This is a genomic window from Arthrobacter cryoconiti, assembly GCF_020905375.1.
Lineage (GTDB): Bacteria > Actinomycetota > Actinomycetes > Actinomycetales > Micrococcaceae > Specibacter > Specibacter cryoconiti.
This window is the reverse complement of sequence record NZ_JAJJBU010000023.1, coordinates 105088-117884: the sequence shown is the minus strand read 5'-3', so window position 1 is coordinate 117884 and position 12797 is coordinate 105088. Positions and strand designations below refer to the sequence as shown.

Genomic DNA, 12797 nt, shown 5'->3' with positions numbered 1-12797 from the left:
TCAGTAACTTTATGTCGTTTGGGTCACACATACAATTCCACCACAACGTTGTGGTCGGAAACGCTGGATAGAATCGATGCATGCGTCAACTTCGGTACCCCCTAAGATCCTCAGCCATCCGGCCAGCCCTTCGTTTTGTCGGCGGCGCGCCGGTGGGAGGTTCTTTGGCACTGGGCATCGACATTGGCGGTACCAAGGTAGCGGCCGGAGTGGTGAACGGGAGCGGGGTCATCCTAGAGGAACTACGCTATGACACCCCGGGGCGCGATGCTCGCGCCGTCGAGGCCGTCATTGCTGATCTTGCCCGCGAGCTTGGTGCCCGACACAATATTCGCAGCGTGGGTATCGGGGCTGCTGGATGGATGGATCTTGACGGAGGCACCGTCATGTTCAGTCCGCACCTGGCCTGGCGCAACGAGCCTTTACGGGAAAATCTTGAAAGCCTGCTCAACAGGCCGGTCACAGTTGCCAACGACGCCGATGCTGCCGGGTGGGCGGAATGGCGCTTTGGTGCTGGGAGAGGCAACGACCGCATGGTGTGCCTGACGCTGGGCACAGGGATCGGTGGGGCCCTTGTGATGGACGGCCGGGTGGAACGAGGCAGCTTCGGGTTGGCTGGTGAATTTGGACATCAGGTGATTGTTCCTGGTGGGCACCGCTGCGAATGCGGAAACCGCGGTTGCTGGGAACAATATGCGTCCGGTAACGCGCTGGGACGGGAAGCTCGTGAGCTGGCACGGGCCAAATCACCCATGGCCACAGAAATGCTCGCAAGTGTCCACGGCCGGGCCAAGGACATTACTGGAACGGTGGTGACCGAACTTGCGCTGGCCGGTGAAGCAACCTCTCGGGAACTTGTAGAAGAGGTGGGGGAATGGTTGGGCCTAGGTATCGCGAATCTGGCTGCAGCCCTAGATCCGGCGTTGTTCGTCATTGGTGGGGGCTTGTCTGCGGCTGGTGACCTGTTGCTTGAACCCGCTCGGCGTGCGTACTCAAAAAACCTCACTGGTAGGGGCTTTCGCCAAGAGGCAAAGATCGTTGCTGCCGGGCTAGGGCCGTCGGCCGGGCTCATAGGGGCTGCGGATCTATCTCGGGTTCGCCAGTCGAACCGACTCGGTGTACGCCGACGAAGGCGAGGGTTGGGCGCACCGGCCTAGGCAGACGGCTTTAGACCACCGCGCCGTCGCCGTCGTCGTTCTCGCGGCTGTGGGGGAGCTTGAACAGCAGGTAACCGGTGCCGGCGAGAAATGCCATGATGACCCCGATTACGGCCAAGAACGGAATTCCGCGCCAGAAGATGGCGGCAACGACCAAGAAAAGTGGGCCACCCACGGCACCAATCCAAGAGAGCATAATGATGGGTTCCACGCCGGCCAGGGAGGGCGGTTCCGGGGGTACAAAGTCCTCTTCGAATTCGTCGGCGTGGTAGTCGCGGGGTCCTCGGGAATCTGGGCTCTGCCCAATCGCGGACTCGGTGTTCTTTTGGCTCGTTCTCTCGCCCTTGAAGGAAAGCTCTTCAAAGGACGGTTCAGTCGGCGCCGGTTCGCTTTGTTTACGCCACACACCCAAGGGATCGAAGTCGTTGACGGTTTTTTGCTCTGGAGCCATCCCCGTTTCTAGAGGGTCCCCGCCTAGTGTGCCGTCCATAAAGGCATCGCTGGGCTCTTGGAGTCTGGACACCAGATCTGCCCAAACGGCTTCGTCGTTGCCGTTCGCATCGGGCGTGCTGTGCCCATGATCAGATTGCACCTGCGTGCCTCCGGAAAAATTCGTTGGAGGAAGCGAAAATTAGTTCGGCGTCGTTGTCCATGGTGGCAACATGGTAGCTGTTGCTCAGCGGCACCACGTCGAGTTCCGAGGAGCCAAGTCTGGCCCGAATGGCGTCCAAGCTGGATTCTGGGACTACATGGTCAACGCTGGAGCGAAAAACTAGGGTGGGAGCCGTGACGCGCGGAAGAAGTGAAAGCGTGTCATTGAACAGCGCAGAGAGTTGGTGGACGGCCGCTACGGGTGTTCGCGTATAGGCGCCCTCTGTAATGCCGGGCGCCTTGATGTCATCACCGATCGCCGGGACACTCTTGAGTACGTGTTTGAGCACGCCTGAATATTTCGCTCGTTTGTCATCAAATGTCAAACCCGGATTGACGAGGGCGATTCCTGCCACGGGGTGGTGTGCCGCCACCCTTAACGCTAAGGCTCCGCCCATGGATAACCCAGCGACGAAGACACTCTCGCACCGGGCTGATAATTCAAGATAGGCTGCTTCGAAGTCGCGGTACCAATGTTCCCAAGGCGTGTGAGAAAGTTCCTGCCAGCTGGTGCCATGGCCTGCGAGGAGCGGCGTGTTTACAGCGAATCCTTGATCGGCTAAATAGGTGCTCCAGCCGAGCATGCTCACGGGAGAGCCGGTGAAACCATGGCAGAGCGCGACACCAACTCTGGCCATGCTGCCGTGCCCGTCAGAACGGAACTGCTGTGGCGTGGTCATGGGACCTCCATTACTGCCTCATATGGAACATTGGCGGCGAAGTATTGCGGCGTCGTAGACTGCCGACGGGCACCTCTCTTACTAGACTACTGTTGATACGTGCACGGCGGGGTAACGCCATGGATGATAATAGCTGCGTTCCGTGGCGCCGGAGAGGAACCGTACTGTGATTTATTGGGTGCTAAAGAAGGTCTTCTTGGGGCCGGTCCTGAAATTGTTGTTTCGCCCGTGGACCAAGGGTTTGGACAATCTGCCCCTTGAGGGGCCCGCCGTTCTCGCCAGCAACCACCTTTCATTTTCTGACTCTATCTTTATGCCCTTGATGGTTCCGCGACCTGTTGTGTTCTTGGCTAAGAGTGACTATTTCACCGGGCGGGGCATCAAAGGCAGGCTGACTGCAGCTTTTTTCAAGCTGACAAACCAGCTCCCCATGGACCGTTCAGGTGGCGCAGCGTCCGCTAGTTCGCTCAACACGGGAGTCGACGTCCTCAAGGCAGGGGGGCTGCTGGGCATCTACCCAGAGGGGACCCGGAGCCCCGATGGCCGTCTGTACCGCGGCAAGGTGGGCGTAGCGAAACTGATTCTGAGTGCAAACGTACCGGTGATTCCGGTTGCCATGATTGGTACGGATAAGGTTCAGCCCATCGGTAGGCGCATCCCTAATATTCGCCGGTTGGGGGTTATTTTTGGTGAACCGATGGACTTTAGCCGGTATCAGGGCTTGGAAGATGATCGGTTCGTCCAACGGTCCGTGACAGATGAGATCATGTATGAGCTCATGCGGCTCTCCGGGCAAGAATATGTAGATTCCTACGCCGGTACGGTGAAGGAGAAGATCGCTGCGGATAAGGCTAAAAAGTCCGCGAAGGACCAAGAAGGTTCGGAGCATCCCAAGAAGGCCGGAGAAGCCGTTCGCATGGCGCCTTCCGCGACCGTGGCACCCGGCACAGTGACAGTTATCGGCGCTCCAAGCGAAGCGACTTCCGGTTCAAACCCGGCGCAGATTCCGCCGGCCTCCGCCCCGGACTCTGCCGAAGGTACGCCGGAGCATAAGTGATGTCCTCCCATTCTGGCGGTGCTTAAGCAACGCCCGCCCGGTTCAATGCCGCCATCTCATGACTTGGACCGGTTGTGATGCAGGCGGGATAGCGGGATACGCTTGAGAGGTGACTGATCAAACCACTGCGCCAACGTATGCACGTCCATCAGGTATTCCCGTCCCAGGTGCCGCCGTCTATCCCGGCTTGGATGATTGGCGCCAGCTAGTTGCGGCACAGCAGCCCACTTGGACGGACTCTCCGGATTTTGCCCCCACGGTCACGGAGCTCTCCTCGCTTCCGCCGTTGGTGTTCGCCGGGGAAGTTGACGTGCTACGTTCCCGGCTAGCTCAGGCTGCCCAGGGAAAAGCATTTCTGCTCCAGGGCGGTGACTGTGCGGAAACCTTTGAAGCGGCCACCGCTGATAAAATCAGTTCTCGCGTCAAGACGATCTTGCAGATGGCTGTCGTGCTCACATACGGAGCCCAACTCCCCGTGATCAAGATGGGAAGGATGGCGGGCCAATTTGCCAAGCCGCGTTCTTCCAACGATGAAACACGTGATGGCGTGACTTTACCCGCCTACCGCGGGGACATCGTCAATGGCTACGCGTTCACTTCGGAATCACGCCGGCATGACCCGGCCCGGATGCTCAAGGCGTACCATACCTCAGCGTCCACCTTAAACTTGATCCGGGCCTTTACCCAGGGTGGCTTCGCGGATCTGCGCCTGGTGCATGAATGGAATCGGGGCTTCACCTCCAATCCTGCTCACAGCCGCTATGAGAAGCTCGCCAAAGACATTGATAACGCGATCAAATTCATGGCCTCTTGTGGGGCTGATTTTGAAGCGCTCAAGCGGGTTGAGTTTTTCGCCAGCCACGAGGCGTTATTACTGGACTACGAAAGAGCCTTGACGCGCATCGATTCGCGGACTGGACTGCCCTACGACACGTCCGCGCACTTCCTCTGGATCGGAGAGCGCACGCGCGATCTGGACCAAGCTCACGTGGACTTCCTCTCGCGTGTGCGTAACCCTATTGGCGTCAAGCTTGGACCAACCACGTCTCCTGACGACGCTCTGCGCCTCATTGAGAAGCTGGACCCGAACCGGGAGCCCGGGCGTCTGACGTTCATCACCCGCATGGGTGCTAAGAACATCCGGGAGAAACTTCCAAACTTAGTAGAGAAAGTCACGGCTTCCGGAGCGCAGGTACTGTGGGTGACGGATCCTATGCACGGCAACACTGTTACTTCCCCCAACGGTTATAAGACGCGCAATTTCGATGACGTCATCGATGAAGTTCGTGGCTTCTTTGAAGTTCACCGGGCACTGGGCACCTTCCCTGGTGGGCTGCACGTGGAGATGACCGGGGACGACGTTGCTGAGTGCCTCGGTGGCGCTGACCCCGTCGATCAGGAAGCGTTTCTCACCGGTTACGAATCTGTCTGTGACCCCCGTCTGAACCATAAGCAGTCACTTGAGATGGCATTTTTAGTTGCCGGCGCATTAGGCCAAAGCAAATAAAAGAAGCAGTGCAAAGCAAAGCGGGGTGTGAAAGCAAGCTGTCGTGAAAGCAGGTGGTGACAGTCCTAGATTACCTGCAAGGTCACGGTACTTCCTTCCGGCGCGTTGACGCCTTGGGGATCTTGGAAACGGACTGTTCCGAAGAAGCCGCCCAGCAGGTTTTTCACCTGGACATCGAAGCCAAGAGCTTTAAGCTGAGCGGTCGCCGCGCCTACTTGTTTACCGACAACATCCGGGACCATTACCATCTTGGGTCCCTTGGACACCGTGAGAGTGATCGAACTGCCCGGGGGAAGCTCACCGGATTCTGGTGATTGGGCGACGATAGCGCCCGCTGGAACAGTCGCGCTGTTGACTTGTTCAGGTGCGACGACGGCTAGCAAGCCAACCGCTTTGATGGCGGCTTGGGCGTCACCTGAGGTCTTGCCTACGACGGACGGGACGGCAATGGGTTGCGGTCCTTTGGATACCACTAAGTTGATCTTGGTTCCACCACGGAATTCCAGTCCGGAGGCAGGGTCCTGGCTCACGACAGTCCCGGCGGGAACCTTAGCGTCGTACGCCTCAGTGACAGGGCCAACGTCGAGGTGAGCGTTAACGAGAGAAACCTTTGCGTCGGCCAGTGTCTTCCCGCCAAGGTCCGGGACTGAATACATGACCGGCCCTTTGGAGACCATGAGTGTCACACCAAGAAACCGACGCTGGGACGCACCGTTGGCGGGATCGGTGTTCACCACCAAGCCGACGGCGACACTCTCGTCATAAACATCCGTCGTGGAGATCTTGTCAAAGCCTTCAGCATGGAGACTGGCCTGCGCCTGGGCGACTGTCTTATTGTGTACCTCTGGCACAGTTGTCAGTGCTCCAGGGCCGAGGGCCAAGAACCAGCCCGCATATGCGAGCAGCACTGCGAGCACTGCAACTACTGTGATCCAGATGGCTGCGCGCCGGCGCGGATGTGCCGGCCCCAGCTTCTTGACGGGGATGGCAGCTGACTTCGCCAAAGCCTTGGCTTCTGTCCGTTTCTGCTGTTTAGACAGTGGGGCTGGTTCGGCTGGCTCCTCCACGTACAGCGCCCTGCCACCTGGTAGCACGCTCGTTGGATGGGTGTGCGTTGGAATGAGCGTGGTCATATCCGCCGATGTCGACCGTGATGAAGCTTGCGCTGATGTCGCGTCATGGTCGTAGCCGCGGTCTAAAACGGTGGTCGGATATTCGGAGTCGGCAAGCTGGCATTCTGCGCCGTCTTGACCTGCAAATCCCGCTCCGGTACCTTCCGCAAATGCGCCGCCGGAGTCTAGCTCAGCCGGAGTGAGCGTGCTGCGGATGTGGCGTAAGTCTTCCAGGAGTGCTGAGCCATTTGCAGGACGGTTATCAGGGTCTTTGGCGCACATGTAGCTGACAAGTTCGTCCATCTCCGCGGGCAATCCGGGGATTGCAGCTGACGGGCGTGGAACCTCGTCGCGGACGTGGGCCATGGCCACTGCGAAGCTCACGTCACCTTCGAATGGCTGGCTGCCTGTTAGCAGCTCGTAGAGTATGATTCCCGCGGAGTAGATATCACTCCTTGCATCGCCGCCAGAGCCCGTGACCAACTCCGGTGCAATGTACCCGACTGTGCCCATCAACGGCGCCGTGTTGGTGGTTGTTGTCACGGCTCGGGAGAGACCAAAATCGCCGATCTTTACCCAGTTATTGGTATCGAGGAGCACATTTTCCGGTTTAACATCCCGGTGCACCAAACCTGCGCCATGTGCTGCTGCCAAGCCCTCCACAATGGGGTCTAGAAGTTGTAGAGCCTGCCGGGGTGTCATGGGGCCACGTGCATTAATGAGGTCACGGAGCGTCTGGCCGTGGATATATTCCAGGACCAGATAGGCGTGTTCGGTGCTGACGCCATGATCGTGGATTTGCACTACATGGGGATGGGAAAGGCTCGCTGCACTCCAAGCCTCACGCTTGAGACGTTCAATGAACGCATCGTCCATAGCGAGATGTGGATGCAGGATTTTCAACGCGATGTTTCGGTTGAGTCGAATGTCAGTAGCTAGATAGACGGTGGACATGCCGCCGCGTGCCACCTTGGACAATACTAGGTAGCGATTATCAACTGTGGACCCGATCAGGGGGTCATGGGGTACATCTTGCACTCTTCGATCTTAGGCGGTGAAAGCGGAAGGCCCCGGCATCACTCGCCGAGGCCTTCAACTGCTGTGCACATTCACCAGTAGCGCCAATGGATGGTTAACGGAACAAGTCCCGCTTGGCCTTTACGCCAGCAACATAGTTCACGGTGTCGGGATACATGCCATAAAGGGAGACGGAGTATTGTCCCTGGTAGTAGCCAGCGATTCCCTCGTCTTCGGTGGGAGCATCGCGTAGAAGTGCCCGAATGATGGCGACACCGGCCGTGACGTTGTCTTGTGGGTCTAGCAAGTTCAGTGGATGGCCAACCAGCCCTGCGGCCCATTCGCCGGCGTCGGGAATCACTTGCATTGTCCCAATGGCATTGGCGGGGGAGACGACCTGATGACGGAATCCGGATTCCTGCTGTGCAAAGGCCAGCGCCAGAGCCGGGTCGACGCCCATACTTGCTGCCGTGCGGACCACTAGTTCTTTCATCTGTGCAGTGGAAGGAGCAGGAGCTGCCAGGAGGGCGGCCTTGTTCTTGTTGGCATCTGCCACTACAGCTTGCGGGTATGTGTAGTGCAAGAATGTGCTAGGAACAGCCTGGTCGGCGGTCAATGCGCTGGTGCCTATGGGCTCGACGCTGCTGGCAGCAGAAGTGACTCCAGGGATGGATAACGACTTCCCGGCGTAGATGGTTCCGTTGTCGGCAATGCCGTTTGCTGCGGCAAGTGCGCCAGCGCTCACACCATGGTGGGCTGCGATCGAAGAGAGGGTGTCTCCTGCTGAAATTACGTAGCTGCCCGTTGATGCGGGTGTTGCTTGCGATGCGACAGGTGTCGGCGCAACGGACGTCGGCGCTTGGCTTGAAGCGGACGCTTGCGCGCTGAGCTTGATTTTTTGACCCGGATAGATGGTATTGCTGATGGCATTCATGCCATTGGTGGCGAGTAGGTCAGCAGTACTCAATCCGTGGTGTGCGGCGATCGAGCTGATGGTATCCCCCCCGACAACTATGTAGTCCGAAGCGCCCTCATGCGGCGTCTGTGCGGGTGCGGCTGCGGGTGCCGCGGCATTGGGGCCGAGCGCCAGAATTTGGCCTGGGTGGATGACTGTCTCAGCACTTAGCTTGTTCAAAGCGAGTACTTCGACCGTTGATAAACCCAGTGCTGCGCAGATACCGGAGACGGTGTCCCCATCCACCACAGTGTAGTTGGCGGGGGAAGCAGGCGCCTGTGGAATTATGCCAGCTGGCAAAGTCCCGGCAACCACAGATGTCGAAATTCCGGCCACTGCCGGGGCTCTGGTGAGTGCCGTCGCCAGCCCTCCATGGGTGACTGCCGTTGGAAGCACCTTAGGTCCCGTTGGGGCCGTTGCGGCTGCTGGCTGGGCCATAGCCAGCGAAGAGAGCATAATCACGGGGATTGCGGCGGTGGCGACGGCGGCCAGTTGCTTACTCGTGGCCGATCCAGTCCTCGACGTGGTGGGGGAAGTCATGGGGCCGTCCTCTAGGTTCCGGTAGGGATGGTGCTAGTGATGATGATGATACTGATGTGGATAATGTGAATTTACACCACATGGATCAAACAATCAGCTTTATGAGTACTCCGGTGGAGGAAAAATAGTCCTTTGCGGCAAGAAGTACCGTCGGTGTGCCCTCGCACAAGTGTGCGGCTCCCACAACTTTGTGGGAACCTTGTGGGGTGAGTAATGTTGAAAATGTCGTCAGTGAATGGTTGCCCCTGCCTGACGTCGCAGAAAAGCTTGATGTTTCGGTCACCAAAGTCCATGCGCTTATCAAGGATGGATCCTTGTTAGCTGCCCGCATAGGCGAGCGGAATATCAGGGCCGTGCCGGCTGGGTTGTTTATGGACGACCACATTATAGAAAGCCTCCGAGGCACCATTACGGTTCTTCACGACGCTGGCTTCGGTGACGAGGAAGCAATTGTGTGGCTATTCACAGCAGATGAATCGCTGCCGGGCCGCCCGATTGATGCACTGCACGCCGGAAGAAAAACTGAGATTCGTCGCAGGGCCGCTGCCTTGGGCTGGTAGCCCAGCGTTAGATAATCCCACCGTGACCTCTCCGGCCACAACGTTCAAGGCCAGCCCTCTCGTGTGGGCTGGCCTTATTTATCGGCGTTACTAATTTCATTTCCGCCGTCGCTAAGCCGTCCGCGAGACCGCACCCTGACCCAAGAGTGAAAGGGCATAGCTGACGTCGTTGGCGATAGGGAGCTCAGCCAGAGCCGAAAATGCGGATCCGCTCAAGGAATCGATCATTTCCTCGGTGCGCGCCAATGCTTGGGAAGAAAAGATAATGGCACAGATTCTTTCAATGTCCGCTTCACTCATGTCCGAACGTCCTAGATTCGAGTCCACGAAGTCGCGGTCCGCTTTCCCTGCGGCTTCGATCGTCAAACCTATCAGGACGGTCCGCTTCCCCTCACGTAGATCGTCGCCGGCGGGCTTACCTGTTTTAGCAGGATCACCAAATACTCCCAGAACGTCGTCGCGCAACTGGAACGCCTCTCCCAGCGGTAGAGCAAAGGCACTGTAGCCGTTCAACAATTTCTGCGGTGCCCCAGCAAGGGCGCCACCTAGAACTAGCGGATGCTCGGAGGAGTATTTGGCACTTTTATACCGGATGATTGCTGCTGCTCGGGCCACAGCAGTCTCGTGCGGTTTCCCGGGGCCGGAAACTTCCTCGAGGATATCGAGATACTGTCCGGCCATAACCTCAGTGCGCATGGTGTTGAAAACCCACCGAGCGTGGCTGCTCGCGGTGTTGCCAAGGTTCGCGAACATCTCCTCACTAAAGGACAGACAGAGGTCACCGGTGAGAATTGCGGCTGCGTTCCCGAAACGCTCTTCGTCAAGCGCCCATCCGTTCTGCGCATGGAGAGCGCTGAACCGGCGGTGGACACTGGGGCCCCCACGGCGGGTATCTGAACGGTCGATGATGTCATCATGAATGAGGGCTGCGGCCTGAAAAAGTTCTAGTGCAGCACCAGCGGTGACAATCGCTTCCGAGCTATCCGCGCCACCTGCGCCTCGCCAGCCCCAATAGCAAAGGATTGCTCGCATGCGCTTGCCGCCAGTGACCAGATCCCTGATGGAATCAACTAGAACCAACGACTCCGGTGAAATTTCCGCCAAAAACGTGCGTTTCTCCGCCATGAATGTTGCCAGTCTCTGCGCAACTGCTGTGACAAAAGCAGCTTGTTCGGCAGCGGATGGATCCTCCGAAGTGGCAAGAGATGCACTCATGATTGTTGATTCCTTGTTTTTGGTGGGCGGCTCGGGTTCGGAAGGCTAAGGGCTGGAGCGCTCATACGGTTGTGCAGTTGGGGCTTGAGTTACTTTAAGGACCCTGGCAGGACAGTGGCACCGACGGTGACGGTGGCACTGTCGCCGGTTTGCACCACTGAGACGATCACGATCTCTTGTCCGGCAGCACGAACGAACGTTTTCAGCGGGACTCCATCGACGGTGTCACCTGGTTGCGCCGTGAAACCTTGAGCTTGGAACACTTGGCTGTAGTAGGCCAGGACCTCGGCGGGCGTGGCGGTGATCGTGGCCGTCATTGACGCCGCGGAGAGAGGTGTGCTGCGCTGGAGGGTGGAACCTTGAACCTGTGCGCCGGGCATGAGCGGAATTAACGTGGCAGGGAAGCCAGCGACTAGCTCCTTGACAGCTGTTTCTGCAGTCGCTTGGGCCGACGCGGCGGCACTGGTCGCTGCCGAAGAGGTGGCCGACGTTGCACTGGCACTGCTGGAGGCACTAGAACTTAGCGGAGTACGAGAAGGCGTGGAAACAGTTCCACCCGAACATCCGGAGAGGACTATGACAGCGGAGATCACCGACGCCGCCACGACGTACCCGCGTGGGCCAGGCTTGAGGGGTGAATGGTGAGCATTTGAGCGGATCATCGTGGGTTCCTTCGCTGCCGGTGCAGTGGGCTGATCCCAGTTTACCTACTTGCCAGGGCATAATTCCCGATCCCAGTGGTGTCAGAGGCTGTCATTAGACTTGAGGGGTGGAACAACAGCCCCGACGCATACTTCAGCGCCCATTACCTGCCAAGGCGGGCATGCGTGAGGAAGAACTACGTCGAGAACAATTTGGCAGGGTCCTTGACCAGACCGATTGCACCATCATGCACGTTGATATGGATGCGTTTTTTGTGACAGTGGAATTACGTGATCATCCGCAGTTGCGTGGCAAACCGGTCATTGTTGGATTTCCGGAGGGACGCTCCGTCGTGCTTTCGGCCTCTTATGAGGCGAGAAAGTTTGGGGTCCGCTCCGCGATGCCCATGGTGTCTGCTCTGCGAATGGCACCAACCGCCGTCGTGATCAATCCGCGGCACGAACTTTACCGTGAAGTCTCCAAAGAAGTGATGTCTCTATTCAACTCCATCACGGACATTGTGGAACCACTCAGCGTTGACGAGGCATTTCTTGATATCAGCGGTGCCCTCAGGCGATTAGGGTCTCCGCTGGAGATCGGTGCGCTGGTACGCCGACGAGTGGCCGCCGAACTGGGGATCACAGCCTCAGTGGGTATTGCCGCCTCGAAATTCGTTGCGAAGATCGCTTCCACCAGATGTAAACCGGATGGCATGCTACTTATTGAAAAAGACCGCACGGTCGAGTACCTGCATGCTCTTCCGGTTCAGGCTTTGTGGGGTGTGGGAGCTAAAACACTGGAGTCATTGAACCGGCTGGGTATCTTTAGTGTGGCCGACCTCGCCGCCACGCCAGTTACAGCCTTGCAAAAAAGGCTCGGATCAGGAGGGAGGGTGTTGTATGAGCTCTCCTGGGGACGGGACCCTCGGCCAGTAACTCCGACTCGCACGGAGAAGAGCATTGGTGCTGAGGAGACTTTTGCCGTCGATACCTACAGTGACGAAGTCCTGACGAGGGAACTGCTGCGCCTAGCTCACAAAGTGGCAGCCCGACTTCGGGGGGCTGCGCTGACAGGACGCACAATCGTATTGAAAATCAAGTACTCGGACTTTGCCACGATCAGCCGCTCCAAGTCGTTGGTGGCCGGCGTCGATAGCGCGGGAGCGATCTACGACGGCGCGGTTGGACTGCTGCGGATGTTGGGTCGCCGTCCTCAGAGCGTGCGCCTGATCGGTGTGCGAATGGAAGCGTTAGAGTCGGTCGGCTCAGTGCCATTGCAGTTCAGCTTAGATAGACGTGAGGGTAACGGCCGCAGCGCAGAGGTCGCCTCCGATGCCATTGCGGCCAAGTTTGGCGCAGCCCTCATCGTGCCCGCTAGATTGCTGGCAGACAAGCCGCAACAGGGAACTGCGGGAACTCCCTGATAGTGGTCGGGGCCCTTTTTCCCGCGCGGCAATTGGCTGTGTCCAGACTGCCAGCACGGAGCGCACCGATCTTTAGTCAAGCCTGTGGCTTTGCGGGTTTCAGTTATGCTCAATCACGCCTATTGTTAGTAGTAGGAGTTCTCTTGGCAACGGCTCCGGAACTTGATGGAACCTCGGCGGCAACCGAAACTAAAATCGGTGGACCTGTCTTCGGGAACTAAACAAGGCCTTGGAAACGTTGACTGGAAAAGACGCCCATGGCCCTGAACTGAAGGAGGTCG

The 12797-nt window shown here is 58.1% G+C and carries 11 protein-coding genes; 5 read left to right on the top strand and 6 right to left on the bottom strand.

Annotation, left to right across the window (positions count from 1 at the left end; translation table 11 throughout):
• Positions 1 to 80 precede the first annotated feature (80 nt).
• Positions 81 to 1157 (top strand): ROK family glucokinase, encoded by a 1077-nt coding sequence (locus LOH53_RS12345; RefSeq protein WP_230068045.1) that lies wholly within the window; start codon positions 81 to 83, stop codon positions 1155 to 1157.
• Between the two features lie 10 nt (positions 1158 to 1167).
• Here LOH53_RS12345 and LOH53_RS12340 read toward each other — a convergent pair whose 3' ends face one another.
• Both LOH53_RS12340 and LOH53_RS12335 read right to left on the bottom strand, forming a co-directional pair.
• Positions 1168 to 1749, bottom strand: a complete 582-nt coding sequence (locus LOH53_RS12340) for a hypothetical protein (RefSeq protein WP_230068044.1) — start codon at positions 1747 to 1749, stop codon at positions 1168 to 1170.
• Positions 1739 to 2488, bottom strand: coding sequence for an alpha/beta hydrolase (locus LOH53_RS12335; protein WP_230068043.1), 750 nt, complete (start codon positions 2486 to 2488; stop codon positions 1739 to 1741). The genes LOH53_RS12340 and LOH53_RS12335 overlap by 11 nt, the downstream gene beginning before the upstream one ends.
• Positions 2489 to 2654: 166 nt before the next feature.
• On the opposite strand from LOH53_RS12335, the gene LOH53_RS12330 reads away from it, so the two are divergent.
• Together LOH53_RS12330 and LOH53_RS12325 are read left to right on the top strand one after the other, a co-directional pair.
• Positions 2655 to 3545 carry a lysophospholipid acyltransferase family protein gene (locus LOH53_RS12330; RefSeq protein ID WP_230068042.1) on the top strand — a complete coding sequence of 297 codons (891 nt, stop codon included), beginning with the start codon at positions 2655 to 2657 and terminating at the stop codon, positions 3543 to 3545.
• Positions 3546 to 3654: 109 nt separating this feature from the next.
• On the top strand, positions 3655 to 5052 hold the full coding sequence (locus tag LOH53_RS12325) for a class II 3-deoxy-7-phosphoheptulonate synthase (RefSeq protein WP_230068041.1): 1398 nt from the start codon (positions 3655 to 3657) through the stop codon (positions 5050 to 5052).
• Positions 5053 to 5117: 65 nt separating this feature from the next.
• On the opposite strand, the gene pknB is transcribed toward LOH53_RS12325, so the two are convergent.
• Both pknB and LOH53_RS12315 read right to left on the bottom strand, forming a co-directional pair.
• Complete coding sequence (gene pknB, locus LOH53_RS12320; protein ID WP_230068040.1) at positions 5118 to 7202, bottom strand: Stk1 family PASTA domain-containing Ser/Thr kinase; 2085 nt, start codon at positions 7200 to 7202, stop codon at positions 5118 to 5120.
• Between the two features lie 94 nt (positions 7203 to 7296).
• A complete protein-coding gene (locus LOH53_RS12315) occupies positions 7297 to 8676 on the bottom strand; it encodes a LysM peptidoglycan-binding domain-containing protein (RefSeq protein WP_230068039.1) in 1380 nt (459 codons plus the stop codon).
• A gap of 206 nt (positions 8677 to 8882) precedes the next feature.
• Here LOH53_RS12315 and LOH53_RS12310 point away from each other — a divergent pair, with 206 nt between their 5' ends.
• Positions 8883 to 9236, top strand: coding sequence for an Rv2175c family DNA-binding protein (locus LOH53_RS12310; protein WP_230068038.1), 354 nt, complete (start codon positions 8883 to 8885; stop codon positions 9234 to 9236).
• A 111-nt stretch (positions 9237 to 9347) separates the two neighbouring features.
• On the opposite strand, the gene LOH53_RS12305 is transcribed toward LOH53_RS12310, so the two are convergent.
• Positions 9348 to 10451, bottom strand: coding sequence for a polyprenyl synthetase family protein (locus tag LOH53_RS12305; protein ID WP_230068037.1), 1104 nt, complete (start codon positions 10449 to 10451; stop codon positions 9348 to 9350).
• Between the two features lie 89 nt (positions 10452 to 10540).
• Positions 10541 to 11113, bottom strand: coding sequence for a hypothetical protein (locus tag LOH53_RS12300; protein WP_230068036.1), 573 nt, complete (start codon positions 11111 to 11113; stop codon positions 10541 to 10543).
• Positions 11114 to 11274: 161 nt separating this feature from the next.
• On the opposite strand from LOH53_RS12300, the gene dinB reads away from it, so the two are divergent.
• The gene (gene dinB / locus LOH53_RS12295; RefSeq protein ID WP_376991740.1) at positions 11275 to 12516 is read left to right on the top strand and encodes a DNA polymerase IV; all 1242 of its coding nucleotides are present in this window, start codon (positions 11275 to 11277) and stop codon (positions 12514 to 12516) included.
• The last annotated feature ends 281 nt before the right edge of the window (positions 12517 to 12797 follow it).

Bases quoted from the DNA above. Each gene is read 5' to 3' on its own strand.
- dinB (WP_376991740.1), top strand. From the start codon at position 11,275: ATGCGTGAGGAAGAACTACGTCGAGAACAATTTGGCAGGGTCCTTGAC.
- LOH53_RS12335 (WP_230068043.1), bottom strand. From the start codon at position 2,488: ATGACCACGCCACAGCAGTTCCGTTCTGACGGGCACGGCAGCATGGCC.
- LOH53_RS12300 (WP_230068036.1), bottom strand. From the start codon at position 11,113: ATGATCCGCTCAAATGCTCACCATTCACCCCTCAAGCCTGGCCCACGC.
- LOH53_RS12305 (WP_230068037.1), bottom strand. From the start codon at position 10,451: ATGAGTGCATCTCTTGCCACTTCGGAGGATCCATCCGCTGCCGAACAA.
- LOH53_RS12315 (WP_230068039.1), bottom strand. From the start codon at position 8,676: ATGACTTCCCCCACCACGTCGAGGACTGGATCGGCCACGAGTAAGCAA.
- LOH53_RS12345 (WP_230068045.1), top strand. From the start codon at position 81: ATGCGTCAACTTCGGTACCCCCTAAGATCCTCAGCCATCCGGCCAGCC.